This window comes from Thioalkalivibrio sp. ALE20 (assembly GCF_000381405.1).
In the GTDB taxonomy this organism is placed as follows: Bacteria; Pseudomonadota; Gammaproteobacteria; order Ectothiorhodospirales; family Ectothiorhodospiraceae; genus Thioalkalivibrio.
The window spans coordinates 65,312-92,228 of record NZ_KB906478.1 but is presented as its reverse complement, the minus strand read 5'-3'; the positions used below and the strand labels follow the sequence as shown (position 1 = coordinate 92,228).

Here is a 26,917-nt window from a genome sequence, read left to right as displayed (position 1 = left end):
TGTACCGCACCCGGATGCCTGGACACTCCGTAAGCATGATCATGCCGCCACCGGCATAGTTTCAAGGTAGTCGGCACGGACCTGCGCCGGCGACCGGAACCCATGGCGCTCCAGCAGCCAACCTTGGTTATATTGCTCTTTCCAGCGCTGCAGGGCCTCGTTGAGCTCCGCCACGTTGCGGGCCCCATGGCACCAGAGCAGCTGCTCCTTGAGGGTGCGGAAGAACCTCTCGATGACGCCGTTGCCCTCCGGGGCGTAGACGAACGCCGGCGAGGACTCGAGGCCGAGGAAGCGCAACTCCTGCTGGAAGACATCGCTCAGGTATTGGCTGCCATGGTCGTGGCGCAGGGCCAAGCCGGCAGCGATACCCTGGTGAAATCCCCCGAAGATCCTTCGCACTGCCTGGCGCAGCGGCTCCAGCGCCTCGAAGCGGGTCCCAGGGCGGGCCGCGTGGATCCCCAGGCACTCGGCGTTGTAGTGGTCCACGACGGCGAAGACCGTCACCTGCCCGCACTCCGGCAGGAACGTCGCGGTGGCATCGGTCGCCCACATCCGGTTCGGCGCCTCCGTGATGATGGTGCCGTCGTGCACATCGGGGCCGAGGTTGCGCCGGGCCCGGTACGGGGCGAGCAGCCCGTGCTCGCGCATCACCCGCAGAACCCGCTTGCGGGAGGTGTAGATCCCTTGCAGCTGGCGCAGCCTGGCCCAGACCTTGCGGTGGCCCTCGCCGGTGAACTCGCTGCCCTCGATGACCGCCCGGATCTCCTGGTGCAGCTGCTCGTCGCTCAGCCTCGGCCGGGGACCCGGCCTCCGCTTGCGATGAGCCGGTGCAGCGCGCTGTGCGCCGCTGTGACGGCGGGCATAGAACGTCGAGCGGGGGATGCCCCATTCCTGACAGAGCCGGGCGACACCGAAGGGCCGGCGCTGAGAGACCGAGCACGCCCGGCTCATGAGCTCGATCTCCCCGGGGCCAAAGGGCGCCCCTCCTTGAGGCGACTGACCGCCTCGCGGGAGGCCTCCAGGTCCATGGTCAGCTCCCCGACCTTGGCCTGGAGCTCCCGGATCTGCTCATCGCGCGGATCGTGCGTGCTGCCGCCCTTGAGCCCGGCCTCGCCGGCGGCGAGGAAGTCCTCCCGCCACTGGCTGATCCGAGCCGCCGTGACCCCGTACTCCCGGCTCAGGGCCTCGAGGTCCTCCCCGCGCAGCAGGCGCAGGACCACCTCCGTCTTGCGCTTGGAGGAGAACCGGCCCTTATCCCGCTTGCCGTTGTTCTGGTTGCTCTTGGCCTTCTTGCTGCTCATCTGACACCTCCGTCTTGGTCCAGGTGGGGGCAGTCAAAGGCTCAGGGCGCCCTGACTATACCCCCGGGGGAGGTGTCCAGGCCAAACGGGGTGCGGAGGAGGCTCACAAGGGGGAATCGCCATGCAATGGCTCGCCAATCTCAAGCTGCGCACCAAACTGGGGCTCGCCTTTGGCGTGGTCCTGCTGCTGATGCTGGTAATGGCGGTCACCAGTCTTACCGGTGATCGCCATACCACGGCGCAGTATGAGGCCGCGATGGAACGCATGGAGGACGTGCAGTTCCAGATTCAGATGGAAAGCCAGCATGTCAAATGGGCGCTGGATCTGTCGCAGTCGTTGCTGACGGGCAGCGAGTTCACCGGCGAACTGGATCATACCCAGTGCAACTTCGGCCAGTGGTATTACGACTTCCAGGATTCCGAGGCCTACGAGATGGCCAGTCCGGAGTTTCAGAGGGTCTTCGACCGCCTGGAGCAGCCGCATTACAACCTGCATGCCAGCGCGCACGCGATCACCGATGCGGTCCGTGACGGCGATGACAGCGAGGCGGAGGCGACCTACAGCCGCCAGACCCTGGCCCATCTGGAGACCATGGAAGAAGGTCTGCAGGACATGCAGCGGGTCCTGACCGCCGAGAGCGAGGCGATGTCCGAGGCGGCCCGCAGTGCGCAGGTGCGCGCGGCGGGCATCATGATCGGCACCTCCGGGGTGGCCATTCTCGCCGGCGTGCTGATGGCGGTGCTGCTGGCCGGTTACCTGGTGCGTGCGATCGATGCCCTGCGGGCGCGGGCGGTGGAAATGGCGGACGGCGACCTGCGCGGCGATCCGCTGCCGGTCAAGGGGTGTGACGAGATCGGCGTGGCCACTGAGGCCTTCAATACCATGACGCAGGACATGCAGATGCTGGTCCGTCAGGTGGTGGACTCCGGCGAGCAGGTGGCCTCGGCGACCGATCAGCTGGCCGCGGTGGCCGAGCAGACCCGCAACGGCGTGGCCAGCCAGAAGGAGGAGACCGATCAGGTCGCCACGGCGATGAACGAGATGTCGGCGACGGTGGCCGAGGTGGCCAGCAATACGCAATCGGCGGCGGATGCGGCGGGGGCCGGCGATCAGGCGGCCACCGAGGCCAACGCGAGCACGCGCCAGACCGCCGATGCGGTGGATCGCCTGTCGTCCGAGATCCATTCCTCGGCGGATGCGGTGCGCGAGGTGGCCGAGAAGAGCGAAGAGATCGGCCAGATCCTGAACATGATCCAGGAGATCACCGAGCAGACCAACCTGCTGGCCCTGAACGCGGCGATCGAGGCGGCGCGGGCCGGCGAGGCCGGACGGGGCTTCGCGGTGGTGGCCGACGAGGTGCGCGTGCTGGCCGGTCGTACCCACGAATCCACCGAACGGATCGGGTCGATCATTACCGGCCTGCAGAAGGGCGTGAAGAACGCAGTGGGCGCGATGGAGACCAACGAGAACAGTGCCCGCAGCGTGGTCGAGGAAGTCCACGGTGTGCGCGATCGCCTGGAGCAGCTGAGCCAGTCCATCCGCACGATTGACGAGATGACCACCCAGATCGCCAGCGCGGCCGAGGAGCAGAGCACCGTCTCCGAGGAGATCAACCGCAACGTGCAGAACATCAGCACCGTGGCGGACGAGAGCTTCAGCGCCTCCAGCCAGGTGGCCACGGCCAGCGAGCAGCTTTCGCGACTGGCGTCCGAATTGCGCCAGCGCGTGGAGCGTTTTCGGGTGTAGGATAAGACGGGTCGAACGGTGGAAGGCCGGAGGCCCGCATGCCCACAGCAGGGAACGCCAGGGAACGGATCCGGAGAAGGCCCGCGGCCACATGGGTGGTCGCGGGCTTTTTTGTGCTTGCGGGATGCGGCGTCGATGCGCCGCAGGACGAGCGGACCGTGCTGCATGTCGGGCTGTACGAGAACGAGCCCAAGATCTACACCGATGCCGAGGGGCAGCCGGCCGGGCTGTTCCCTGTGCTGCTGGAGGCCCTGGCCGGGCGCGAGGGGTGGCGCGTGGAGTACCGGGGCTGCCAGTGGGCCGAATGCCTGGCGCAGCTGGAGCAGGGCGAACTGGATCTGATGCCGGATGTGGCCCTGACCGGGGAGCGCGAGCAGCGGTTTCGTTTCCACGAGGTGCCGGTGGCGCAGTCGTGGAGCCAGGTGTACGCCCCGCGCGAGGCTTCGGTGCGCTCGCTGGAGGATCTGGTGGAGCGGCGGGTGGCGGTGCTCGAGGACTCGGTGCACGAGGACTGGCTGTCGTCGGCGGCAGAGGGGGCACGTCTGGTGCGGCGCGAATCCCTGGACGGGGTGCTGGCAGCGGTGGGCGAGGGGGCCGCGGATCTTGCAGTGAGCAACAATTTCCACGGCGGACGGCACGCGGCCCGGCATGGTCTGTTCGAAACGCCGCTGTCCTTCGACCACACCGGGCTTTATTTCGCCGCCTCGCCCACGCTGGATCCGGCCGTCCTGGAGGCCGTGGACGGCCATCTGGCGACCTGGAAGGGTACGCCCGATTCGCCCTATCACCGTGCCATGGCGGAAACGCTCAGCCCCGAGGTGCGGGGTGTGTTGCCGGCCTGGGCCCTGCCGATGCTGGGTGTCTTCGCGGGCGTGGCGGTGGCCCTCGGGGGGCTGGTGCTGACCCTGCGCTGGCAGGTGCAGCGGCGCACGCGCGAGCTGGAGCGCGCAAGCCGGCGTTTCCGGCACCTGCTGGACAGCTCCCCGGTGGTCATCTATTCGCTGCCTCCCGACACGCGCGACCTGACCTGGGTCAGCGGCAATCTTGCGTCGCTGTTCGGGTATTCGCCGGAAGAGGCCCTGCAGCCCGACTGGTGGCGCGAGCATGTCCACGCGGAGGACCGCACGCTGGCCCGGCGGGCGCGCGAACAGGCGCGGGAACAGGGGCATGCAGTGGTCGAGTACCGGTTGTTCGATGCGCAGGGGCGGGTGCGACGCGTGCGTGATGAAATGCAGCGGGTCCCTGTGCACAACGGGCGCGGGGAGGCACGCGAGGAGATCATCGGCAGCTGGACCGATCTGACCCAGACCTTCGAGCAGCGCGAGCAGCTGCGGCTGCTGAGCCATTACGACAGCCGGACCGGTCTGCCCAACCGGGCCCTGCTGCATGACCGTATCGGGCACAGCATCGAACTGGCGATGGGCCTGGACGGTGCGACCCGGTTGCTGGTGCTGCTGGATCTGGACCGGTTCAAGGGACTGAACGAGACCCTTGGCACGGCGCTGGGGGACCAGCTGCTGCTCGGCGTGGCGCAGCGGCTGTCGCAGTATGTGGCGGCGCAGGATACGGTGGCGCGCTCCGGGCCCGACGAATTCGGTCTGTTGCTGGAAGCCCCGGCCGCGGGCGCGGCGCGGGAAGAATGGCTGAATGGTCTGCTGGCCGAGCTGCGCCGGCCCTTCGAGCTGGCCGGGCGTGCGCTGCGGATCACGGTCAGCGCGGGCTGCGCCGAATTTCCCCGCGACGGCGCGACCACCGAGGAGCTGTTCACGGCCGCAGAACTGGCGCTGGACGAGGCGCGGCGTGGCGGCGGGGATCGCTGGGAGGTCTATGTCACCGGGCTGGGCGAGCGGACTTCGCGACGCACGCTGCTGGAGCACGACCTGCGCGAGGCCCTGGTGCGCGAGGAGTTCGAACTTTTCCTGCAGCCGCAATACGGTCTGGATCCGTTCGTCCTGACCGGGGTCGAGGCCCTGGTGCGCTGGGAACATCCGGAGCGGGGAAGGCTATCGCCCGGCGAATTCATCCCTCTGGCCGAAGAGACCGGGCTGATCGGAGCGATCGACCGCTGGGTACTGGACCGGGCCTGTGCGCATCTGGCCACGCGCGATGCCGAGGGAAGCCACGTGCCGCGCATGGCCGTCAACCTGTCGGTGATGGAGCTGGAGGGCGGCGAGCTGACGCCGGTGGTGCGCGAGGCGCTGGAGCGTCATGGCCTGCAGCCCCATCGGCTGGAGCTGGAGGTCACCGAGACCATGCTGATGACCAGTCTGGAGGCCGCGATGGCCGAGCTGGGCCGGCTCAAGGCCCTGGGCGTGGCGCTGGCGATGGACGATTTCGGCACCGGCTATTCCAACCTGGCGCTGCTCCACCGCATGCCGCTGGACCGGCTCAAGCTGGATCAGTCGCTGGTGCGGGAAATCGGCCGTTCCGGTTCCAGCGAGGACATCATCCGCGCCATCATCGCACTGGCGCGGACCCTGGATCTGGAGGTGCTGGCCGAGGGCATCGAGACCGAGGCGCAGCGCGATTTCCTGCTGCGGGTCGGGTGCCGCGAGGGGCAGGGGTATCTGTGGTCCCCTCCGGTGCCGGCCGAGCAGTGCCCCTGCCGTGACTGAACCAGCCCGCGCTGGCTTGTAATGGGGCCGGGAAGGCCGTATGGTGGCGGATTACCGAACGCCCCGCCCGTCAGCGTCCGTTCACTTGATCGTTTCGATCCCCCCGATGTCGTCTTCCCCGATGGGTGCCCCTTGGCCGAGCGTTGAGCGGCGGGTTGCGCTGGAGCACTCATGTCTGACCAACCGACTTTTGCCGGCCTGAATCTGGCCGAACCCCTGCTGCGCGCGCTTTCCGCCGCCGGCTACACCCATCCCACGCCGATCCAGGCCGGGGCGATCCCTGAAGTGCTGGCCGGTCGTGACCTGCTGGCCGCGGCCCAGACCGGAACCGGCAAGACCGCCGGCTTCACCCTGCCGATCCTGCAGAAGCTCGCGGAAAATCCGCCGGCGCGCGCCGGCAACGGCCGTCCGCGCGCCCTGGTGCTGACCCCGACGCGGGAGCTGGCTTCCCAGGTTCACGATTCGGTGAAGACCTACGGCCAGCATCTGGAGCAACGCTCCATGACCATCTTCGGCGGGGTGGGCATGAATCCGCAGATCCGCGCGCTGCGCAGCCGCATGGACGTGGTGGTGGCCACGCCCGGGCGCCTGCTGGATCACGCGAATCAGAAGACGATCGACCTGTCCGGGGTGGAGATCCTGGTGCTGGACGAGGCGGATCGCATGCTCGACATGGGCTTCATCCGCGACATCCGCAAGCTGATCGCGATGCTGCCGAAGAAGCGCCAGAACCTGATGTTCTCGGCCACCTTCTCCAATGACATCCGCAAGCTGGCCGATGGCCTGCTGACCGACCCGGCCTGCGTGGAAGTCGCGGCGCGCAACACCGCCTCGGAGAGCGTGGAGCAGAAGGTCCACCTGGTGGAAAGCCATCAGAAGCGGGATCTGCTGAGCCATCTGATCCGCAGCAACGACTGGGAACAGGTGCTGGTGTTCACGCGGACCAAACACGGGGCCGATCGCCTTGCGGACAAGTTGACCAAGGACGGGGTGCAGTCCGCCGCGATCCACGGCAACAAGAGCCAGAACGCCCGCACCCGGGCACTGGAGCAGTTCAAGTCCGGCCGTGTGCCGGTTCTGGTCGCCACGGATATCGCCGCGCGCGGGCTGGATATCGACCAGCTGCCGCAGGTCGTCAATTTCGAGCTGCCGAACGTGCCCGAGGACTATGTGCATCGCATCGGCCGCACCGGCCGCGCGGGGTGTGAAGGCTCGGCGCTGTCGCTGGTTGGCGGCGACGAGCTGAAGCTGCTGGCCGGGATCGAGAAGCTGATTCAGCGTCCGATCGAGCGGATGGAGACCGACGGCTACGCGGCGCCGCAGCCGGTGGCGGATGACCGCCCCCGCCGCGGCCGTGGCAAGGGCAGTGGTGCTCCCCGTGGCAAGGGCAACGGAAATGGCGCCGGCAACCGTTCCGGACGCGGCGGCGGTGGTCCGCGTCAGGGGCAGGGCCGCGGCACCGAAGGCCGGGGCCGCGGTCAGGCCGCCTCCGGGCGCCGCTGACACGGCTTCCCCGGTGTCGCGGCGCGGCACCGGGGAATGCGGGGCGAGCGTCTTCCGTCCGCTCCCGAAGAAATGTGAAGCAGTACACGAAACGCACCTCCCGGGGTGCGTTTTTTCGTGGGGCTCAAGGCGGCTGGAGATTAGCCGTCAAAGGGATCAGGAACCGGAGGATGACGATGAAGATACAGGGTCTGCGCCTCAAACTGATCCTGCTGGTGATCGCGGTCAGCACCATCCCGCTGTCCATCATGGGCGGGGTGACCTTCCACAGCATGAAGGGCCAGCTGAACGCGAGCCTGGAACAGACGCTGATCAACGTCGGCGAGCAGGTGCAGGCCGCGGTCGACCGGCGCGTGGTGGAACACGGTCAGGCCCTGCGCAGCGTGGCCCGGGCCGATCTCGCCGATCCGCGGGATGCCGAAACGGCGCTGGAAGGGTTGCGTGCCGAGTACGAAGGGTTCCGCTGGGCCGGCCTGCTGGACGACGCCGGGGCAGTCCTGGCGGAGTCGGGGCGCATGGCCGAACGCGCCGGGGCGGGCCCGGGCGCCACCCGTGACGGCAAGGTGCGCGCGGCGCAGGCCGGTGACCGCCTGCTGGATGTCGACGTCGGGGCGGATTCCGCCGACGGGCGCTTCATCACCTACCTGGAACCCCTGGATGACGGCCGGGTCCTGGCGGCACAACTGCCGATGGACGCCGTCAAGGCGGTGTCCGACCGCGTGGCGATCGGAGAGACCGGTCGCGCCACGCTGTTCAACGGCGACGGACGGCTGATCGGGCACCGGAACATGGACCGGTTCGGGTACGACATGAGCGGCTACCGCATCATGGAAGCCCCGGTCCGACATCGCGAGGGCGATCCGGGCGGTGAGTTCCTGAGTGGCGACGGCGACCGCAAGTGGGGCCTGACCGTGATGTTGCCGCAGATGGCCGAGGAATACGACGTCCACTGGGGCCTGATCGTGGATCAGACACTGTCGGAGCTGTACGCGCCGGTGAACATGCTCTGGTGGCTTCTGTGGGCGCTGTGGATCGTGGCGTTCCTCGTCGCGCTTGTGATCGGCTGGATCTATGCCGGTGTTCTGACCCGGCCGCTGGAGCGTCTGGCTACTGGCCTGGAAGCGGTAGGCAGCGGTTCGGCGGATCTGGGGTATCGCGTGGATATCGCCACGCGCGACGAGATCGGCCGCACCGGCCGTGCGTTCAACCAGGTGATGGAACGGCTGTCGGGACTGATAGGCCAGGTCGCGGACGCGGCCGACGGCATCGCCGCCTCGGCGCGTCAGCTGGAAGGGCGCAGTGCGGAACTGAGCCGGGCGACCGGCGAGCAGCGCAGTGACGTGGAGCAGGTGGTGACGGCGATGAACGAGATGTCGGCCACCGTGCAGGAGGTTGCGAACAATACCCAGAGCACCGCGGAGCAGGCCGATCAGGCGACTCAGGCGGTGCATGGGGGGCGCGACGTGGTGTCCGCCACGCAGGAGACCATCAATGCCCTGGCCGGGGAGATCAACCGCTCGCGCGACGTGATCGACGAGCTCAAGGGCGACAGCGACAACATCGGTACGATCCTGCAGGTGATCGAGGAGATCGCCGACAAGACCAACCTGCTGGCGCTGAACGCGGCCATCGAGGCGGCACGTGCCGGGGAGGCCGGACGCGGCTTTGCGGTGGTGGCGGACGAGGTCCGGCACCTGGCGCAGCGCACCAACGACTCCACCGGGGAGATCCGCGGGATCATCGAGCGGCTGCAGGGCGCGGCCGGCCGTGCGGTGGAGGCCATGGATGCCAGTCAGCAGCAGGCCGAATCCAGCGTTGGCAAGGCGGACGAGGCCCGCAGTTCACTGGACGCCATCGACCAGTCGGTCAGCACCATCGACGACATGACCCGGCAGGTGGCCAGCGCCACCGAGCAGCAGAGCCAGGTCGCCGAGGAGATCAACCGCAACGTGCACCATATCAACGATCTGGCGGCCCAGAGTGCCGACGGCGCGACCGATATGCAGCAGGCGGTGGAGGCCCTGGAGGGCCTCGCCCGACAGCTGCAGCAGGAGGTCGCCGGCTACCGCAAGTCCGGCGACTGAGGCGAACCCGGGCGCTTACTCGGCGCCCAGGGCCCGGGCGTTCTCCGGGCCCCAGCCCAGCCTCACGCGGCCGGCGTGTTCGATCACCGGACGGCGGATCAGGGTCGGTTTCTCCAGCATCAGGGCCAGTGCGCTGTCCTCGTCGAGGGCCTCGCGCTGTTCCTTCGGCAGCTGGCGCCAGGTCGCGCCGCGGCGGTTGATCAGGGCCTCCCAGCCCAGCTCCATGGCCCATTCCCGCAGGCGTTCGGGATCCAGGCCGTCCTTGCGGAAATCCACGAAGCGATATTCCACGCCGGCCGCCTCCAGCGCCCGGCGTGCCCGCCGCACGGTGTCGCAGTTGGCGATGCCGTGGAGGACGACCTCAGACATCGCGCAGCAGTTCGTTGATGCCGACCTTGGCCTTCGTCTGCTCGTCGACGCGCTTGACGATGACCGCGCAGTACAGCGAGTACTTGCCGTTCTCCGCCGGCAGGGTGCCGGGCACCACCACCGCGCCGGCGGGCACGCGGCCGCGGATGATCTCGTCGTTCTCGCGGTCGTAGATGCGGGTCGACTGGCCGAGGTAGACACCCATGGAGATCACCGCGCCTTCCTCGACGATCATGCCTTCGACCACTTCGGAACGTGCGCCGATGAAACAGTTGTCCTCGATGATGGTCGGGTTCGCCTGCAGCGGTTCCAGCACGCCGCCGATGCCGACGCCACCCGACAGGTGGACGTTCTTGCCGATCTGCGCGCAGGAGCCGACCGTGGCCCAGGTGTCCACCATGGTGCCTTCGTCCACGTAGGCGCCGATGTTGACGTAGGAAGGCATCAGCACCACGTTGGGGCCGATGTAGCTGCCGTGACGGGCGGTGGCCGGCGGCACTACGCGTACGCCGCCTTCACGGAAGTCGCGGCTGGAGGTGTCGGCGTACTTGGAGGCGACCTTGTCGTAGTAGTTGGTGAAGCCGCCCTTGATGAACTCGTTCTCCGAGATACGGAAGGACAGCAGCACGGCCTTCTTCAGCCATTCGTTCACCACCCACTCGCCGCCGTTCTTCTCGGCGACGCGGGCGCGGCCGCTGTCGAGCATGTCCAGCGCCTCGTTCACGGCGTCGCGCACGCTGGTCTCGACGTTGCGCGGGCTGATCTCGGTGCGGCGCTCGAAGGCGGTTTCGATGGTGTTCTGCAGGTCCGACATGGTGACGTTTCCTTGTGGTCGATCGTAGATGAAAAAACGAAAGGAACGGGTGCGGGAGGATCGGCGGAGCTGATCAGCGATACAGCCCGACGATGCGCTCTGCGGCCTCGACACAGGCCTCGGGTTCGGCGACCAGCGCCATGCGCACATGGCCGGCGCCCGGATTGTAGCCGCTGTCGGGGTGGCTGCGGCCGAGATAGCGCCCGGGCAGCACGGTGACCCCGGCCTCGGCGTACAGCCGGCGGGCAAAGGCCTCGTCGTCGCCGTCCGGTACCCGCGGCCACAGGTAGAACCCGGCTTCCGGCGTGCTGACCTCCATCACCTCCTGGAGCTTCGGCACCACGCGGGCGAACTTCTCGGCATAGAGGTCGCGATTGGCCTCGACGTGGGCCTCGTCCGCCCAGGCCGCGCGGCTGACCGCCTGGGTCGGGGTCGGCAGGGTGCAGCCGTGATAGGTGCGGTACAGCGCGAAGCGTTCGAGGATCCCGGCATCGCCCGCCACGAAGCCCGAGCGTAGACCCGGCAGGTTGGAGCGCTTGGACAGGCTGTGGAACGCGATGCAGCGCCGGAAGGTGTCGTTGCCCATGCGCGCGGCGGCGCCCAGCAGTCCCGGCGGCGGATGCCCGCGCGGATGGTAGATCTCGGAATAGCACTCGTCGGCGGCGATCACGAAGTCGTGGCGCTCGGCCAGCTCGATCAGGGTCTGCAGCTGATCCTCGGGGATCACCGTGCCTGCCGGATTGCCGGGGTTGCAGACATACACCAGCTGCACCGATTTCCACAGCGATTCCGGTACCTGCGAGAAGTCCGGGAGGCAGCCGCGCTCGGCATCCAGGTCGTAGAACGCCGGCTCCGCCCCGGCCAGCAGGGCCGCGCCCTCGTAGATCTGGTAGAACGGGTTGGGCATCAGCACGCGGGCCCCGGCATGCGGATCGACCACCGCCTGGGCGATGGCGAACAGCGCCTCGCGGGTCCCCGCGACCGGCAGGATCTGGCGCTCCGGGTCGACCCCGTCGGGCAGGGTGAAGCGCTGCTGCAGCCACAGGGCAATGGTCTCGCGCAGGGCCGGCGCGCCGCGCGTGGTGGGGTAGTGGTTGTAGCCGCTGACCGCCGCCTGCAGCGTGGGTTCGACGAAGTCGGGCAGCGGGTGCCGCGGTTCGCCGATGGACAGCGCGATCGGATCCACGCCCCCGGGCAGCTCCAGATCGGCGAACAGCGCCCGCAGGCGTTCGAACGGATAGGGCTGGAGCCGGTCGAGGTCAGGATTCATCGCTTGCTCGCAGTGGGCCGGGAAACCGGTCAGTATACGGAATGACGCCGGCACGGCCCAGTATTCCCCGCACCGGCCGGGGCCGGAACGGACGGGATCAGTAGACGGGCATGTTCACGTCCACCTCGCGCGCCCAGGCGTCCACGCCGCCGCGCAGGTTGATGACGTGGCCGAAGCCGGCCCGTTCGAGAAATCCCGCCACCTGCTGGCTGCGCACGCCATGGTGGCAGATGACGACGATCTCGGCCTGCGGATCCAGTTCGTCCCGGCGCGACGGGATCTGGCCCATCGGCAGCAGGCGTGAGCCCTCGATATGGCAGTGCTCGAATTCCCAGGGTTCACGCACGTCCAGCAGCAGCGGCGGCGGGTCCGCCGTGGCGAGGTAGTCGTTCAGTTCCGGCGCGGTCATCTGGCGCATGCGGTCTCCGCTATGGTTCCCGGCTTATCGGGGTGTTACGCGCAGGGTGTCCGCTCCCAGGGCCTGCATGCGACCGTCCACACGGATGGTCAGGGTGCTCTCGCCGGCCTCCAGCGCGGGGGCGCTGGCAACTCCTTCGGAGCGTGCCATCATCGGCTGCGGTCCGTGGCTGCGCTGGCGGGTCAGTTCCATCTCCAGCGGCCGCAGATGCGAGGCGCCGATGCTGCGCGCCATCGCCCGGGCCTGATCCGTCAGGTCCTCCACCGCGTCGTCGATCATCTCGCGGCGTGCCTCCCGTTCGCGCTCGGCGGACACGCCGAAACGGATGCCGCTGACGGTGAGCTCGTGTTCCTGCTGCAGCTCGCCGACGCGCTCGGTGAGGCTGTCGAAGTCGCCGCCGCGCAGTTCCAGACTCTGGCGCACCTGCCAGGCGGTGATCCGGCTGCGGTCATTGCGGTCCTGGATCGCGCGGGTGCTGTAGTCGAGGGTCCGGGTGTCGATGTGTTCGAATGCCTCGAGGTGCGCCAGGGCACCCTCCATTCGCTGATTGACCTGGGCGGCGGCATCACGCGCTTCGGGCGCGCGGGCCTCGGCCACCAGGGTGGCGATCATGCGGTCGTTCTCGACCTGACGCTCGGCGGTGCCGGAGAGCTTGAACACCGTGGCCCCGTCGCCGCCCGCGGCGGCCGGCGTGACGGCGGCCCCGGCCAGGATCAGGCCGCAGAGCAGGGTGGTGATACGGGTCGGGACGGAGGTCGGGGCAGGCATGGCGGTTCCTTCTCGGACATTGATCAGTGTTTCCCTAGCGGTCGCGCACCAGGCGCAGTCCGGCGAACACGTGGCGTTTCTCCGGGGTGAAGAAATTGCGCAGGCTGGGCCGGCACAGGATCGGATCGCTCCATTCGCAGCCGCCGCGCAGGACCCGGTGTTCCCCGTCGAACCACGGCACCGAGAACCCTTCATAAGGATAGGCCCGGAATCCCGGATAGGGAAAGAACGCGTTGTCGCACCATTCCCAGACCTGGCCGGTGGCCTGCAACGCACCTTCCCGCGCGGCGCGTTCCCATTCATGTTCGTGCGGCAGGCGGGCGCCGGCCCAGCGGGCGTGGGCGCGCGCGGCGAACCAGCACAGGCCCATCGCTGGCGCATCCGGGTCCAGCGGGGCCTCGCCATCCGGACGGGTCTGCCACCATTGCCCATCCCCTGCCCGCCACCATCCGAGCGGGCCGCGGGTACCCGATTGCCGGAGCCACTCCAGGCCGGCGCGATCCCAGAATTCGGGGCGCCGGTAGCCGCCCTGTTCGATGAACGCCGCATGATCGGCGTTGCTGACCGGGCGGGCGGCGATCTCGAAGGGTCCGGTGGTGGTTTCGTGGACGCCGCGTTCGTTGTCGAAGGCGTCGACGCCGGCGTAGCCGACGGTGTGGCGGGCGGCGTCGAACGGGATCCAGTCCCGGTCCGGCACGGCGGTGCCCGGGTCCGCGCCCGGCCGCGGCGGGGCGGGGGCCCGTCCGGGGTGGGCGCCATGCAGCCGCGCGAACCAGCGGACCTGTTCCAGGGTTTCCAGATGCATCGCATGGTGCTGGGCCAGGAAACCGGCGAGATAGTCGCCGACCATCAGCGGATGGTCCTGGATCGCGGGGTCCGCCAGCCATTCGCGGTGCAGGGTCTGGCGCTCGTGGCCCCAGGCCCGCAGCCGGCCCCGCGGGGGCAGACGACCGCCCCGGCGCCATTTGGGGCTCAGTTCGGGGAAGTACAGGTCGTGCCAGTCGCGCTTCGCCTCGGGCGGTTGCTGCGGCAGGCGCTCGCCCAGCCAGACCGCCTCGATGAAATGGCAGTGGGCATAGTGCCAGTCGACCGGGCTCAGATCGCGATGATACTGATTGCGGCCCGCGGCGGGCGGGGTACCGTCGAGGGCGTCGTTCAGGCGCGCATGCTGGGTGGTCAGGCAGTCACGCAGATTGAGGGGCGGGTTCGCGGACATGTCGGCAAGAGCACGTTACAGGGCGAGAAGTTCCGGCGGGCTCTCGGGCTCCACGCACAGCAGATGATGCGGCGGCACCGCCCGCCAGGCCTCGCGGTCGGTCAGGGGTTCCGAGGCGATCACCACGCTGCCGTCCGGGAACGTCTCGTCATCGGTGGTGTAGTAAAGGCTGGGCGAGTCGGCATTCACCGCGTGGCGACTGGCTACGATGCGCCGACCGTCGCCGATGATCACGTTGAGCAGGGCGTGTTCGTCCCCCAGCCATTCGGCCACCAGCGAGAAGGCCTCGCCCAGTGCGCCTTCCAGGGTGGTTTCCGGGTCGTCGGCCAGCAGCTGGCGGATCAGCGCGAACAGGTATTCGGAATCCGTGGTTCCCTGGATGCCCTCCTCGATCGCCGGTTCCAGGCGCTGCTGGATACAGCGGCGGATGCGCGGGAGGAAGCCCCGGATCAGGCCGTTATGGCTGTACAGCAGTCCGTCGCGCGCGAACGGCTGGGCATTGGCGGTGTCGCCGCCGAAGCCGGGCGTCGCGCTGCGGATGGCCGCCACCCACTGGGGCTGGTGCAGGTGTCCGGCGAGGGTCTGCAGGTTGGGGTCCTGCCAGATGGGGTCGGCACGGCGATAGTTCAACGGTTCGCCGCGCTCGTCGAACCAGCCGAAGCCGAAGCCGTCGGCGTTCACCCGGGCGTAGACCAGTTCCTGCGGTCCGATCGCCTGCTCGGTCAGCGAATGCGGCGGATCCACAAGCAGGGCCCGCAGGGGCAGGGGAGGACCGAGATAGGCGAGGTGGCGGCACATGGGAGTCGGCGGTTCGGGGTGGTTCGGAGAAAGTCCCGGCGAAGCACTCCGGTGCTGGGAGCCGTCGCGGTTTTCATGCTAGCGTGCCGGAAAACCCAAGACGACGGAACCCCCGATGGCCGCATCTCCCGCCGAGCGCATTCCCGAGCGCTATTCCCGCCGCACCGTCGAGGTTCGCGACGCGCACGCCGAACTGCTCGCCGACTTCCGTGCCGGGATGCTGGACCCCCCGCGCAGCCTGCCGCCCAAGTATTTCTACGATGCCCGTGGTTCGGCGCTGTTCGACGCCATCTGCGATACCCCGGAATACTATCCCACCCGTCTGGAGGCCTCGCTGCTGGAGCGCAACGCCGAGGCGATCATCGCGGCGGCCGGGGCGTCCACGCTGGTGGAGCTGGGCAGCGGCACCTCGCGCAAGACCGAATACCTGCTCGCGCCACTGGAACGCGCGGCCGGCGAGCGGGCGCATTACGTCGCCAACGACGTATGTGCGGAGATCCTCGACGAGGCCGGTGCGCGGCTGGTGGAGCGCTTCCCGCAGCTGAGCATCCGGGCGCTGGCGGGTGATTACATCGCTGCCCTGGAGGCCCTGACCGATGACGAGGCGGAGAGCGGTCACGGCGAGGCCCGGCTGTTCACCTTTCTCGGCAGCAGCCTCGGGAACTTCGAGGATGCCGAGGCGATCGCGCTGCTGCAGACGATCCGCCGGACCATGGGGCCGGACGATCACCTGCTGCTGGGCCTGGACCGGGTCAAGCCGGTGGACGTGCTGGAGGCGGCCTATGACGATGCGGCAGGGGTCACCGCGGCCTTCAATCTGAACCTGCTGTCGGTGCTCAACCGCGAGCTGGGGGCCGATTTCGACGAGCGCGGTTTCGTGCACCGCGCGCCGTTCAATCATCAGGCCTCGCGCATCGAGATGCATCTGGTGGCGCAGGCCCCGCAGCAGGTGCGGGTGGACGCGTTCGACACCACCCTGGAGCTGACCGCGGGCGAAGTGATCCGCACCGAGATCTCGCGCAAGTTCGACGCGACGATGATCGACCGGCTGCTTGCCGGCAGCGGTCTGCTGCGGGATCGCGAGTGGCTGGCCGGCGACGGCTGGTATTCGCTGCTGATGCTGCGACCGGACCCGGAGGCCTGATCCCGTGAAGCGCCCCGATCTGGTATTGCTGCGCCACGCCCAGTCCGAGGATCCGTCGGCATTCGACGGCCCCGACCGCGACCGTCCCCTGACCCGTGAGGGTGAAGCGAGCGCGGCGGCCATGGCCCGTGCACTGGTGCCGCTGCTGGCGGAGCCGGCGCGGGTCTGGGTCAGCCCCTGGCACCGCGCGGCGCAGACAGCCGCGCCGCTGGCGCGGGCCCTGGCCTGCGAGGCGGAAACCGTGGACTGCCTGCGCCCGGGGCAGCTGGTGGGCCCCGAGCTGCAGGAGCGGCTGCAGACGGAGAAGGATGGCGGCAGCATCGTGCTGGTCGGGCACGAGCCGGATCTGTCGCGGCTCGCCGGCCGCCTTCTCGGGCTGTCCGGCGGCGCGGCACCGGTGGCCATGGGCAAGGGCGATGCCTGCGGCCTGGGCGGCCATCTGCCCGGCCCGCTGCATCTGGTGTGGCACCTGCCGCGCGGGGTGCTGGAACGCCTCGGCGGGGCCTGACCATGACGAACGAGGGGCAGGCTGGCCAGCCCGGGGAGGTCGAGACCGTCGCGGCGGTGGACCTGGGTTCCAACAGCTTTCACATGATCGTGGCACGCCGCCAGGGCAGCGAGGTCCTGATGCAGGACCGCCTGAAGGACATGGTGCGGCTGGCCAGCGGACTGGATTCGCGCGGCGGTCTCGACCCGGCGGTGGCGGAACGGGCGATCGCCTGCCTGGAACGCTTCGGCCAGCGCCTGCGCGGGCTGCCACACGGCAGCGTGCGTGCGGTGGGTACCAATACCCTGCGCCAGCTGCGCAATGCCGATCGTTTCCTGCAGCGCGCCGAGGCGGCGCTGGGTCATCCGGTGGAGATCATCGGCGGGCGCGAGGAGGCCCGCCTGGTCTACCTCGGGGTCGCCCATACCCTCGCGGACGAGGGCGAGCGGCGTCTGGTGATCGACATCGGCGGCGGTAGCACCGAGTTCATCATCGGGGCGCGTTTCGAGACCGAGCGAGCCGAGAGCCTGGAGATGGGCTGTGTCAGCTTCACCCGCCGGTTTTTCCCGCGCGGGCGCCTGACCCGGCGTGCGTTTGAAGCCGCGGAGCTGCAGGCCGGACGCGAGCTGCAGCCGCTGGTCGGGACCTATCGCCGGCTCGGCTGGGCGCAGGCCCTCGGATCGTCCGGGACCATCCTGGCCCTCAGCCGGATCGTCGAGGGACTGGAGCTGGATCCCGAACCGGGGCTCACGCTGGCCTCACTGGAGGCCCTGCGCGAGCGCATGATCCGCAAGAAGCGCAGCGCGGATCTGGACGACCTCCCGGGGCTCAACGAGGACCGCCGACCGGTGATTGCCGGCGGGCTGGCGGTCCTGATCGGGGCCTTTCGCGCGCTGGGGATCGAGCGTCTGCATCCCTCGGACGGTGCGCTGCGCGAGGGCGTGGTGCACGACCTGCTGGGCCGGATCCGCCACGAGGACGTGCGCGGACGTACCATCCATCACCTGCGCGAGCGCTTCGCGGTGGACGCGGAACAGGCGCGGCGCGTGCAGGCCACCGCCGACTGGCTGGCAGAGCAGGTGGCCGACGAGCTGGGCCTGGGGGCGGAAGATCGCGATCGCCTCAGCTGGGCGGCGGAGCTGCACGAGATCGGCCTGGCGCTGTCGCACGCGAAGTACCACAAGCACGGGGAATACATCCTCGACTGGGCCGACCTGCCCGGGTTCTCGCGGCCGGAACAACAGGAACTGGCGCGCCTGGTGCGACTGCATCGGCGCAAGCTCAAGCCCTCGCTGCTGAAGGACCCGCGTCCCGGGGACGACGAAGGTTTCCGTCATCTCGTGGTGCTGCTGCGGCTGGCGGTGCTGCTGCACCGCCCGCGTACCGACGACCCGCTGCCGCTGGAAACGGTGCGCCCGCGCACGGCGGGCCTGGAACTGACCTTCACCGACGGCTGGCTGGACGCACACCCGCTGACCCGCGCCGATCTGGAGGCCGAGGCGGCGGAACTCAAACGGGTCGGGGTTCGCCTGGCCTTCGCCTGACCGGGATCCGGGCCCGGGCCGCGCGCCCGGGGGTTACCCGCTGGTGGTCTGGGTCCCCGAGAGCGTGTCCAGCAGCCACTGCTGCACCGACCACGGCGCTTCGCCTTCCGCCGGGGTCACGCGCTGGTAGCGACCGTCCGGCAGCAGGCGCCAGGCCGTGGCGGTATCCCGCAGATAGGCGAACAGCGACTCCTCCGCCACCCGCTCGCGCATGGCCGGATCGGTCACCGGGAACGCGACCTCGACGCGGCGGAAGAAGTTGCGCGGCATCCAGTCGGCGCTGGACAGGTACAGCTCCGGTTCGCCGTCGTTGCCGAACCAGAACACCCGCGAGTGCTCGAGGAAGCGCCCCAGCACCGAGCGCACCTCGATGTTCTCCGAGAGCCCCTCCACCCCGGGGCGCAGGGCGCAGATCCCGCGCACGATCAGCTCGATGCGGACACCGGCCTGCGAGGCCTCGTACAGCGCCTCGATGATCGCCGCCTCGTTGAGCGAGTTCATGCGCGCGACGATGCGTGCCGGGCGTCCGGCGCGGGCATGTTCGGCCTCGCGGCGGATCTTTTCCAGCATCGCGTCGTGCAGCCGGAAGGGCGCCTGGATCAGCCGCCGCAGGCGGGACACCTGGCCCAGCCCGGTCAGCTGCTGGAACACCCGGTGGACGTCCTCGGTGATCACCGGATCGGCGGTCATCAGGCCGTAGTCGGTGTACGCCTTGGCGGTGCCGGAGTGGTAGTTGCCGGTGCCCAGGTGGGCATAGCGGTTGATGCCGTTCTCGTCACGGCGCACCACCAGCGCCAGCTTGGCGTGGGTCTTGTAGCCGACCACGCCATAGGTCACGTGCACGCCCTCGTCCTGCATGCGGTTGGCCAGCTCGATGTTGGCGGCCTCGTCGAAACGCGCCCGCAGCTCGATCACCACGGTGACTTCCTTGCCGTTGCGCGCGGCCTCGATCAGGGTCTCGACCAGTGGCGAGCGGGTGCCGGTGCGGTACAGGGTCTGCTTGATCGCCAGCACGTCCGGGTCGCTGGCGGCCTGGCGCAGGAACTCCACCACCGGCATGAACGACTCGTAGGGGTGGTGCAGCAGCAGGTCGTGTTCGCGCACGCAGTGGAAGATCTGTTCGGCGCCCACGTGCGGGCGCGGCAGCGCGGGCACGAACGGCGGGAACTTGAGATCCGGGCGGTCGACCAGATCGTGGACCGCCATCAGGCGATTGAGGTTGACCAGGCCGGTGACCTGGTAGAGGGCCTCGTCCGTCAGGTTGAACTGCTGCAGCAGGAAACGGGCAACCTCCTCGGGGCAGTTGTCCGCGACCTCCAGGCGCACCGCGGCGCCGTAGTTGCGCTGCGGCAGCTCGCCCTCCAGCGCGTTGAGCAGGTCGTCGATCTCTTCTTCCTGCACGAACAGGTCGGAGTTGCGGGTGAGCCGGAACTGGTAGCAGCCGGTGGCCTGCATGCCGCGGAACAGCTCGCCGACATGGGCGTGCAGGATGGAGGAGAGCAGTACGAAGTCGTTGTCGCCGGAGGCGACCTCCGGCGGCAGGCGCACCAGACGCGGGAGCGAGCGCGGGGCCTGCACCACCGCGCGGCCGGATTCGCGGCCGAAGGCGTCCTTGCCCTGCAGGGTCACGATGAAGTTGAGGCTCTTGTTGAGGATGCGCGGGAACGGATGGGCCGGGTCCAGGCCGATGGGCGTGAGCACCGGCTGCAGCTGCTCGCGGAAGTAGTCCCGCACCCATGCCTGCTGCTCCGGTGTCCAGTGGGTACGGCGCACGAAGTGGATGCCCTCGGCGGCCAGCGCCGGGATCAGTTCGTCGTTGAGGATCGCGTACTGCTCGTCCACCAGCTGGTGCGCGGCCGGGCTGATGCGGCGCAGCTGTTCCTGCGCGGACAGGCCGTCGGGTCCGGGCGCGCTGACGTTCAGTTCGACCTGCTGCAGCAGCGAACCGACGCGGACCTCGAAGAACTCGTCGAGATTGGTCGAGGAGATGCTGAGATAACGCAGGCGTTCCAGCAGAGGAAAGCCGGGTTCCCGCGCGAGTTCCAGCACCCGGCGGTTGAATTCCAGCAGCGAGAGTTCACGGTTGAGAAAACGGTCGTTGGCTTCCAAGTCGGTATCCTGCATCGGGGACGGGCACATCACGGAATCCGCCCAGTCCAGCACGGCGATGTTACGTTACGAAGAAAAGGTATCACGATGCCCGCACCCGCGGCCCGCCAAAGGTCGAGTGTTGTACTCGGGAATTGCATCGCCCGCCCAAGGTGACTATCGTTAGCGGGTTCGGGATCGCCCGTGAAGGGGCGGTCCCCGCGAGACATCACCACGAATAACGAACGAACGCGAAGAAGGAGGTCCCATGACCTACGAACTGCCCGATCTGCCGTACGCGAAGGACGCACTGGAGCCCCACATCTCCGCCGAGACGCTGGAATACCATCACGACAAGCACCACGCGACCTACGTGACCAAGCTCAACGGCCTGCTGCCGGGCTCCGAGTTCGAGAACGCCTCGCTGGAGGACATCATCAAGAAGGCCCCGGCCGGCGGCATCTTCAACAACGGCGCCCAGGTCTGGAACCACACCTTCTACTTCAACTGCATGGGCCCGAATGCCGGTGGCGAGCCCTCCGGCAAGCTGGCGGACGCCATCAACAGCGCCTTCGGTTCGTTCGACGCCTTCAAGGAAAAGTTCAACGAGATGGCGGTCGGCAACTTCGGTTCCGGCTGGACCTGGCTGGTGCAGAACGGCGACGGCTCGCTGGAGATCGTCAATACCTCGAACGCCGCCAACCCGATGCGCGACGGCCAGACCCCGCTGCTGACCTGCGACGTGTGGGAGCATGCCTACTACATCGATTATCGCAACGCGCGCCCGAAGTACCTCGAGAACTTCTGGAGCGTGGTGAACTGGGACTTCGTCGCCCGGCAGATGCAGTAAGATCGGCGACGAGCCCGGCGGGTTCCCGCAAGAGGGTTCCGCGCCGGGTGTCCGACCCGCATTCCGGAAGCCGGCGGCACCACCGCCGGCTTTCGCGTTTGGAGAACGGAACATGAACGATTTCCTGCAGCAGACCTACAATCGCCTGCCGGTCGCCTTCGAGCGCGGCGAGGGTGCCTGGTTGTGGGACACCGAGGGCCGGCGCTATCTGGATGCGCTGTCGGGGATTGCGGTCTGCGGCCTGGGGCATGCGCATCCGCGGGTGGCCAGTGCGGTCTGTGATCAGGCCTCCACCCTGGTGCACACCTCCAACCTCTACCGGGTTCCGCTGCAGGAGAACCTGGCCCGGCGGCTGTGCTCGCTGGCCGGCATGGAGCGCGCGTTCTTCTGTAACTCCGGGGCCGAGGCCAACGAGGCCGCGATCAAGCTGGCGCGGCTGCACGGACGGGCGAAGGGCATCGAGCGCCCGCGCGTGATCGTGATGGACGGGAGCTTCCACGGGCGCACCATGGCGACCCTGTCCGCCACCGGCAATGCGAAGATCCAGGCCGGGTTCGAGCCGCTGGTCGAGGGGTTCGAACATGTGCCCTACGGCGATGCGGACGCGGTGGCGGCACTGGCCGGGCAGGAGGACATCGTGGCCATCCTGGTCGAGCCGGTGACCGGCGAGGGCGGCATCCGCATCCCCCCCGACGGCTATCTGCGCCGCCTGCGGGAGATCGCCGATGCCAGCGGCTGGCTGCTGATGCTGGACGAGATCCAGGCCGGCATCGGCCGTACCGGCCAGTGGTTCGCGTTTCAGCATGAAGGCATCACCCCGGACGTGGTGAGCCTGGCCAAGGGGCTGGGCAACGGCATTCCCATCGGGGCGAATCTGGTGGCGGGGGCGGCCCGCGACCTGTTCCGGCCGGGGATGCACGGCACCACCTTTGGCGGCGGTCCGCTGGTGTCGCGCGCGGCGCTGGCGGTGCTGGACGTGATGCAGGAGGAGGCCCTGTGCGAACATGCCGAACGCCAGGGGCGGGCGCTGCGCCGGCAGCTGGAGGATCGCCTGGGCCACCGGCCGGAGGTCGTGGAGATCCGCGGCCGCGGTCTGATGCTGGGGATCGAGCTGGATCGGCCGGCCGGCGAGCTGGTGGGGCAGGCGCTGGAGGCCGGGCTGATCCTGAACGTGACGGCGGAGCGGGTGATCCGGTTGCTGCCGCCGCTGATCATTGACGACGAACAGGTCACGCAGATCGCGAACGGCGTGGCCGACCGGGTGGATGCGTTTCTGGCATCCGGGGCCACCAGGGAGGCTTCTGCATGAATCCGCGCCATTTTCTTTCCTTTCTCGATCTGTCCGCCGAAGAGACGCGCGCGGTGCTGCACCGCGCGATCGAGCTGAAACGCCAGCTGAAGGCGGGCGAACACCATGACGACCTGCTGCGGGGCAAGACCCTCGGAATGATCTTCGAGAAGTCGTCGACCCGCACCCGGGTGTCCTTCGAGGTGGGCATGCAGCAGCTCGGCGGCAACGCGCTGTTTCTGTCGCCGCGGGATACCCAGCTCGGGCGGGGCGAGCCCATCGAGGACACCGCACGGGTCCTCTCGCGCATGGTGGACTGCGTGATGATCCGCACCTACGAGCACGAAAAGGTGGAGCTGTTCGCGCGGCACTCGTCAGTGCCGGTGATCAACGGGCTGACCGATCTGGAACACCCCGCGCAGCTGCTGGCGGATCTGCAGACCTTCTTCGAATACCGTGGCGACATCCGCGGCAAGCGCGTGGCCTGGATCGGCGATGGCAACAACATGTGCCACAGCTACATGTACGCCGCCCATCTGCTGGACTTCGAGCTGGTGGCGGCCTGTCCCGAGGGCTACGACCCGGAGCCCTCGGTGCTGGAGGCCACCCGCGATCACGTGACCGTGACCCGCGATGCCGGCGAGGCGGCCGCGGGTGCGGATCTGGTGGTGACCGACGTGTGGGCGAGCATGGGCCAGGAACAGGAGAAGAGCGCGCGGCGCCAGGCGTTTGCCGGGTTCTTCGTGGATCAGGCCCTGATGGATCGCGCGCAGCCGGATGCCCTGTTCATGCACTGCCTTCCGGCGCATCGCGAGGAAGAGGTGGCCACCGACGTGCTGGAAGGCCCGCAGAGCGTGGTGTGGGACGAAGCGGAAAATCGCCTGCATGCGCAGAAGGCATTGATGGAATTCCTGGTGCGCGCGGCGGACTGACGCATGCAGGAGACGACCGGGGAGGGGGAGCGAACGCCGCCGCAGGGCGCCGGCGGCGGTCCCGGACAGGATCACGGCGAATCCCCCGCCGGAAGCGCGCTGCGCGCGCGCATCGGTCTGTTCCTCGGGCCGCTGGTCTTCGTGGTCTTTCTGCTGGTCCCGCCGCCGGAGGCCTTCTCCCCGGAGGCCTGGCGGGTCCTGGGCCTGACCCTGTTCATGGCCGTGTGGTGGATCAGCGAGGCGCTGCCCATTCCGGTCACGGCCCTGCTGCCCATCGCGTTGCTGCCACTGACCGGCGTGGTGGCGATGGACGAGGCTACCGCACCCTACGCCAATCCCACCATCTTCCTGTTCATGGGCGGTTTCGCGATCGCCCTGGCGGTGCAGCGCTGGGGCCTGCACCAGCGGCTGGCGCTGGCGATCCTGTCGCGTTCCGGCCGCGGGCTGCACACCCTGGTGGGCGCCTTCATGCTGGCCACCGCCGGGTTGTCGATGTGGGTCAGCAATACCGCCACCGCGGCCCTGATGCTGCCGATCGCGCTGTCGGTGCTGGGGCTGATGGAGCGCGACGGGGGGCAGGGCCTGCAGGGCATGGCGCCGGACAGCCGCAGTCCGGCCCTGGCGCTGCTGCTGGGCATCGCTTTCGCGGCCAACATCGGCGGCATGGCCACCATCATCGGTTCCCCGCCCAATGCGCTGACCGTCGCGTTTCTCAATGACCGCTACGAGCTCGGGATCGGTTTCATCGACTGGATGCTGCTGGGCCTGCCGCTGTCGCTGACGCTGCTGCTCATTGCCTGGATCCTGCTGACCCGCTGGGTGTTCCCGGTGCACCGCATCCGTCTCAACGGGCTCGACCGCATGCTGCAGGAGCAGGTAGGCGATCTGGGGCCGTGGAGCCGGGCGGAGTTGCGCGTGGCGGCGGTGTTCCTGCTGGTGGCGCTGGCCTGGATGTTTCGCCCCCTGCTGGAGGCGTGGCTGCCGCTGGAACTGACGGATGCCGGGATCGCGATCCTCGGGGCGGGGCTGCTGTTCCTGATCCCTTCCGGGGCCTCGGGTCAGCGGCGGCTGCTGTGCTGGGATAACACGCGCGAGCTGCCGTGGGGGGTGCTGCTGCTCGTGGGCGGCGGTCTCAGCCTGGGTTCGGCGATTGAATCCTCGGGCCTGGCGGAACTGACCGCCGAGGCGCTGATGGGCGCCCAGGCCTGGCCGCTGCTGCTGGTGATTGCCGGGGTCGTGCTGGTCACCATGACCCTCAGCCACGTGACCAGCAATACCGCTACCGCGGCCACCCTGCTGCCGCTGGTGGCGGCGCTCGCGTTGCGCATGGATGTGCCGGTGGGGCTCATGACCCTGCCGGTGGCGTTTGCCGCGTCGGTCGCGTTCATGTTGCCGGTGGCCACGCCGCCCAACGCCATCGTGTTTGCCTCCAATCGCCTGCGCGTGGTGGACATGATCCGCGGCGGGGCCCTGCTGTCGGTGGTCGCCATCGTGCTGGTCAGCCTCGCGGTGTATGCGCTCGCCGAGCCTTTGCTGCTGCGGCACGTGGGCTGAGTGCGTGGGGAGGCGCGTGACCCGCGCGGCTCAAGTCGGGCCGCGGCCGGCCGCTAGCGGGGGCGAGAGACTCGTAGCATGGCGCCCGTAATCCCGGGCGCGAAGAAAGCTTCAAGGGAGAGAGTGATGCTCAGGAATATCCGGATCGGAACCCGCCTGATGGGCGGCGTCACCCTTGTGGTGGTCGCGGTCGTGGTGCTCACGCTGGTGGTGGTGATGAACAGCCTCGGCAACATGGCGGACCGCGCGGAACAGCGTGAACTCAATGACCTGAGTGAACTGCTGATCCGGCAGCTCGATCAGGAGGCCGATCGCGGGACCGCGATGGCGCAGGCCGTGGCCGCCATTCCGGACGTGCAACAGGCCTTCGCCCGGCGCGACCGCGAACGCCTGCACGAGATGACGGTGCCGGGTTTTGATCACCTCTACGAGGAATACGGCGTACGCCAGTACCAGTTCCATACGCCGCCGGCGACGTCCTTCCTGCGGGCGCACCGTCCGGATCGCTACGACGATGACCTCTCCGGGTTCCGTCAGACCGTGGTCGAGACCAACCGTGACCGCCGGCCGATCTCCGGGCTCGAAGAAGGGGTGGCCGGCCTGGGCATCCGCGGCATCGTCCCGGTCTCCCACGAAGGTGAACATATCGGGTCGCTGGAATTCGGCATGGCGTTCGACGATGCCTTCTTCGAGGACTTTACGGCGGATACGGAAGCCCCGGTGGCCCTCTACCTGCAGCGCGACGGGACCTTCGAGGCATTCGGCAGCACCATCAACGGCGACTCGACCTTCAACCGTGAGGAAATGGAGCGGATTGCCGGCGGCGAGGAACTGGTGCGCCGGACCGAGCACGACGGTCGTCCGATGGCGGTGGTCGGGCGTCCGGTGGAAGACTTCTCCGGCGAGCCGGTGGGCGTGCTGGAGCTGATGGTCGATCGCAGCGATTACGTGGCGATGGCCCGCAATGCCACGGCCACGGTGGTGGGCGTGGGCGTGGCCGCCATCGGCCTCGGCCTGCTGCTGGCCTGGCTTCTGTCGCGCAGTATCGTGCGGCCGCTGCGCGATACGGTCGAGCGCCTGGACGATATTGCGTCCGGCGACGGGGACCTGACGCGCCGGCTGGAGGCCGACGGCAACAACGAGCTGGGAGATCTGGCGGCGGCGTTCAACCGTTTCGTGGACAAGATCCATGAACTGGTCAAGGAGGTCGCCGCCGGCGGCGACCAGGTGGCGGCCGCGGCCAACGAGCTGTCCGCGACCAGCGAGCAGACCAACGAACAGGTCGGCCGCCAGCAGTCCGAGATCGACCAGGTGGCCACGGCCATGAACGAGATGACCGCGACCGTGGCCGAGGTGGCCCGCAACGCCACCGAGGCGGCGGAAGCCGCGCAGAGCACGGACAAGGATGCGACCCACGGCCGCGAGCTGGTGGAGCAGACCGTCAGTGCGATCAACACCCTGTCCACCCAGGTGGAGAACACCGCGCAGGTGATCGAGCGGCTGTCGACCGATGCCGAGGAGATTAACAAGGTGCTGGAGGTGATCGGGGACATCGCCGATCAGACCAACCTGCTGGCGCTGAACGCAGCCATCGAGGCGGCGCGGGCCGGCGAGCAGGGCCGCGGCTTCGCGGTCGTGGCCGACGAGGTGCGGACCCTGGCGAGCCGGACCCAGGATTCCACCCAGGAGATCCAGGGGATGATCGAGCGGGTGCAGAACGGCACGCGCGACGCCGTGAAGGCGATGGAGGAAGGCCGTCGACAGGCGCATTCCAGCGTGGAACAGGTCAACGATGCGGGGCAGTCGCTGCAGTCGATCACGCAGTCCATCAGCCGCATCTCGGACATGAACACGCAGATCGCCAGCGCGGCCGAAGAGCAGTCCTCGGTGGCCGAGGAGATCAACCGCAACGTCTCCAACATCACTCAGGTGCTGGACGAGACCGTGGCCGGATCGCAGCAGATCGCCAACGCCTCGGAGGAGCTCTCGAAGCTGGCCTCGGCGCAGCAGGAACGCACCGGGCGCTTCCGTGTCTGACCGTGGGTCCTGCCGGCCGGGGTGTTGTGCCCCGTGCCGGAGGATGGCTTTTCGTGACGGCGGCCGATTCGGATCAAGGTTTCCGGATGG

The 26,917-nt window shown here is 68.6% G+C and carries 21 protein-coding genes; 12 read left to right on the top strand and 9 right to left on the bottom strand.

All coding sequences use genetic code 11. The features are described from left to right. Positions 1-39: 39 nt before the first annotated feature. Positions 40-1,301 (bottom strand): IS3 family transposase gene (locus F790_RS0111410; RefSeq protein WP_369773037.1). Its coding sequence is split into 2 segments (ribosomal slippage): positions 40-996 and positions 999-1,301, totalling 1,260 coding nucleotides; the frame shifts between segments, so codons are not numbered across the junction. Between the two features lie 121 nt (positions 1,302-1,422). On the opposite strand from F790_RS0111410, the gene F790_RS0111400 reads away from it, so the two are divergent. From F790_RS0111400 to F790_RS15005, 4 genes are all read left to right on the top strand, one after another. After that, positions 1,423-3,048 carry a methyl-accepting chemotaxis protein gene (locus F790_RS0111400; protein ID WP_019591729.1) on the top strand — a complete coding sequence of 542 codons (1,626 nt, stop codon included), beginning with the start codon at positions 1,423-1,425 and terminating at the stop codon, positions 3,046-3,048. A gap of 95 nt (positions 3,049-3,143) precedes the next feature. Continuing rightward, positions 3,144-5,663 (top strand): EAL domain-containing protein, encoded by a 2,520-nt coding sequence (locus F790_RS0111395; RefSeq protein WP_019591728.1) that lies wholly within the window; start codon positions 3,144-3,146, stop codon positions 5,661-5,663. Positions 5,664-5,834: 171 nt separating this feature from the next. Next, a complete protein-coding gene (locus tag F790_RS0111390) occupies positions 5,835-7,166 on the top strand; it encodes a DEAD/DEAH box helicase (RefSeq protein WP_019569926.1) in 1,332 nt (443 codons plus the stop codon). Between the two features lie 170 nt (positions 7,167-7,336). Beyond that, complete coding sequence (locus F790_RS15005) at positions 7,337-9,250, top strand: methyl-accepting chemotaxis protein (protein WP_019591727.1); 1,914 nt, start codon at positions 7,337-7,339, stop codon at positions 9,248-9,250. Positions 9,251-9,265: 15 nt separating this feature from the next. On the opposite strand, the gene F790_RS0111380 is transcribed toward F790_RS15005, so the two are convergent. From F790_RS0111380 to egtC, 7 genes are all read right to left on the bottom strand, one after another. Beyond that, on the bottom strand, positions 9,266-9,619 hold the full coding sequence (locus F790_RS0111380; RefSeq protein WP_019591726.1) for a Spx/MgsR family RNA polymerase-binding regulatory protein: 354 nt from the start codon (positions 9,617-9,619) through the stop codon (positions 9,266-9,268). Further along, positions 9,612-10,433 carry a 2,3,4,5-tetrahydropyridine-2,6-dicarboxylate N-succinyltransferase gene (gene dapD, locus F790_RS0111375; RefSeq protein ID WP_018945604.1) on the bottom strand — a complete coding sequence of 274 codons (822 nt, stop codon included), beginning with the start codon at positions 10,431-10,433 and terminating at the stop codon, positions 9,612-9,614. The genes F790_RS0111380 and dapD overlap by 8 nt, the downstream gene beginning before the upstream one ends. Positions 10,434-10,506: 73 nt before the next feature. Further along, entirely contained in the window at positions 10,507-11,703 is a 1,197-nt protein-coding gene (dapC, locus tag F790_RS0111370) for a succinyldiaminopimelate transaminase (RefSeq protein WP_018870449.1), read from the bottom strand. Between the two features lie 97 nt (positions 11,704-11,800). Next, positions 11,801-12,121, bottom strand: a complete 321-nt coding sequence (locus tag F790_RS0111365) for a rhodanese-like domain-containing protein (protein ID WP_018870448.1) — start codon at positions 12,119-12,121, stop codon at positions 11,801-11,803. Positions 12,122-12,145: 24 nt separating this feature from the next. Next, on the bottom strand, positions 12,146-12,889 hold the full coding sequence (locus tag F790_RS0111360; protein WP_019591725.1) for an SIMPL domain-containing protein: 744 nt from the start codon (positions 12,887-12,889) through the stop codon (positions 12,146-12,148). Between the two features lie 34 nt (positions 12,890-12,923). Next, complete coding sequence (locus F790_RS0111355; protein ID WP_019591724.1) at positions 12,924-14,105, bottom strand: SUMF1/EgtB/PvdO family nonheme iron enzyme; 1,182 nt, start codon at positions 14,103-14,105, stop codon at positions 12,924-12,926. A gap of 15 nt (positions 14,106-14,120) precedes the next feature. Beyond that, positions 14,121-14,903 carry an ergothioneine biosynthesis protein EgtC gene (gene egtC, locus F790_RS0111350; RefSeq protein ID WP_019589491.1) on the bottom strand — a complete coding sequence of 261 codons (783 nt, stop codon included), beginning with the start codon at positions 14,901-14,903 and terminating at the stop codon, positions 14,121-14,123. Positions 14,904-15,018: 115 nt separating this feature from the next. Between egtC and egtD the strand changes: the two genes are divergently transcribed. Genes egtD through F790_RS0111335 form a run of 3 tightly spaced genes read left to right on the top strand, consistent with a single transcriptional unit; the run spans position 15,019 to position 18,078 of the window. Further along, complete coding sequence (gene egtD, locus F790_RS0111345; RefSeq protein ID WP_019589490.1) at positions 15,019-16,047, top strand: L-histidine N(alpha)-methyltransferase; 1,029 nt, start codon at positions 15,019-15,021, stop codon at positions 16,045-16,047. Between the two features lie 4 nt (positions 16,048-16,051). After that, entirely contained in the window at positions 16,052-16,555 is a 504-nt protein-coding gene (locus F790_RS0111340) for a histidine phosphatase family protein (RefSeq protein WP_018870443.1), read from the top strand. A 2-nt stretch (positions 16,556-16,557) separates the two neighbouring features. Continuing rightward, complete coding sequence (locus F790_RS0111335; protein WP_019569933.1) at positions 16,558-18,078, top strand: Ppx/GppA phosphatase family protein; 1,521 nt, start codon at positions 16,558-16,560, stop codon at positions 18,076-18,078. A 33-nt stretch (positions 18,079-18,111) separates the two neighbouring features. On the opposite strand, the gene ppk1 is transcribed toward F790_RS0111335, so the two are convergent. Then, a complete protein-coding gene (gene ppk1 / locus F790_RS0111330; RefSeq protein ID WP_019569934.1) occupies positions 18,112-20,202 on the bottom strand; it encodes a polyphosphate kinase 1 in 2,091 nt (696 codons plus the stop codon). 232 nt (positions 20,203-20,434) lie between these two features. Here ppk1 and F790_RS0111325 point away from each other — a divergent pair, with 232 nt between their 5' ends. The 5 genes from F790_RS0111325 (at position 20,435) to F790_RS0111305 (ending at position 26,827) form a co-directional block, all read left to right on the top strand. After that, entirely contained in the window at positions 20,435-21,016 is a 582-nt protein-coding gene (locus tag F790_RS0111325) for a superoxide dismutase (RefSeq protein ID WP_018870440.1), read from the top strand. A gap of 112 nt (positions 21,017-21,128) precedes the next feature. Beyond that, positions 21,129-22,325 (top strand): acetylornithine transaminase, encoded by a 1,197-nt coding sequence (locus F790_RS0111320; RefSeq protein ID WP_019591722.1) that lies wholly within the window; start codon positions 21,129-21,131, stop codon positions 22,323-22,325. Further along, positions 22,322-23,236, top strand: a complete 915-nt coding sequence (argF, locus tag F790_RS0111315; RefSeq protein ID WP_019591721.1) for an ornithine carbamoyltransferase — start codon at positions 22,322-22,324, stop codon at positions 23,234-23,236. Before F790_RS0111320 ends, argF begins: the two co-directional genes overlap by 4 nt. A gap of 3 nt (positions 23,237-23,239) precedes the next feature. Continuing rightward, positions 23,240-24,790 (top strand): DASS family sodium-coupled anion symporter, encoded by a 1,551-nt coding sequence (locus F790_RS0111310; RefSeq protein WP_019591720.1) that lies wholly within the window; start codon positions 23,240-23,242, stop codon positions 24,788-24,790. 126 nt (positions 24,791-24,916) lie between these two features. Then, positions 24,917-26,827 (top strand): methyl-accepting chemotaxis protein, encoded by a 1,911-nt coding sequence (locus F790_RS0111305; protein WP_019591719.1) that lies wholly within the window; start codon positions 24,917-24,919, stop codon positions 26,825-26,827. Positions 26,828-26,917: the final 90 nt, after the last annotated feature.

Coding starts and splice junctions, on each gene's coding strand:
- F790_RS0111400 (WP_019591729.1), top strand. CDS start 1,423: ATGCAATGGCTCGCCAATCTCAAGCTGCGCACCAAACTGGGGCTCGCC.
- F790_RS0111390 (WP_019569926.1), top strand. CDS start 5,835: ATGTCTGACCAACCGACTTTTGCCGGCCTGAATCTGGCCGAACCCCTG.
- F790_RS15005 (WP_019591727.1), top strand. CDS start 7,337: ATGACGATGAAGATACAGGGTCTGCGCCTCAAACTGATCCTGCTGGTG.
- F790_RS0111380 (WP_019591726.1), bottom strand. CDS start 9,619: ATGTCTGAGGTCGTCCTCCACGGCATCGCCAACTGCGACACCGTGCGG.
- dapD (WP_018945604.1), bottom strand. CDS start 10,433: ATGTCGGACCTGCAGAACACCATCGAAACCGCCTTCGAGCGCCGCACC.
- dapC (WP_018870449.1), bottom strand. CDS start 11,703: ATGAATCCTGACCTCGACCGGCTCCAGCCCTATCCGTTCGAACGCCTG.
- F790_RS0111365 (WP_018870448.1), bottom strand. CDS start 12,121: ATGCGCCAGATGACCGCGCCGGAACTGAACGACTACCTCGCCACGGCG.
- F790_RS0111360 (WP_019591725.1), bottom strand. CDS start 12,889: ATGCCTGCCCCGACCTCCGTCCCGACCCGTATCACCACCCTGCTCTGC.
- F790_RS0111355 (WP_019591724.1), bottom strand. CDS start 14,105: ATGTCCGCGAACCCGCCCCTCAATCTGCGTGACTGCCTGACCACCCAG.
- egtC (WP_019589491.1), bottom strand. CDS start 14,903: ATGTGCCGCCACCTCGCCTATCTCGGTCCTCCCCTGCCCCTGCGGGCC.
- egtD (WP_019589490.1), top strand. CDS start 15,019: ATGGCCGCATCTCCCGCCGAGCGCATTCCCGAGCGCTATTCCCGCCGC.
- F790_RS0111335 (WP_019569933.1), top strand. CDS start 16,558: ATGACGAACGAGGGGCAGGCTGGCCAGCCCGGGGAGGTCGAGACCGTC.
- ppk1 (WP_019569934.1), bottom strand. CDS start 20,202: ATGCAGGATACCGACTTGGAAGCCAACGACCGTTTTCTCAACCGTGAA.
- F790_RS0111325 (WP_018870440.1), top strand. CDS start 20,435: ATGACCTACGAACTGCCCGATCTGCCGTACGCGAAGGACGCACTGGAG.
- F790_RS0111320 (WP_019591722.1), top strand. CDS start 21,129: ATGAACGATTTCCTGCAGCAGACCTACAATCGCCTGCCGGTCGCCTTC.
- argF (WP_019591721.1), top strand. CDS start 22,322: ATGAATCCGCGCCATTTTCTTTCCTTTCTCGATCTGTCCGCCGAAGAG.
- F790_RS0111310 (WP_019591720.1), top strand. CDS start 23,240: ATGCAGGAGACGACCGGGGAGGGGGAGCGAACGCCGCCGCAGGGCGCC.
- F790_RS0111305 (WP_019591719.1), top strand. CDS start 24,917: ATGCTCAGGAATATCCGGATCGGAACCCGCCTGATGGGCGGCGTCACC.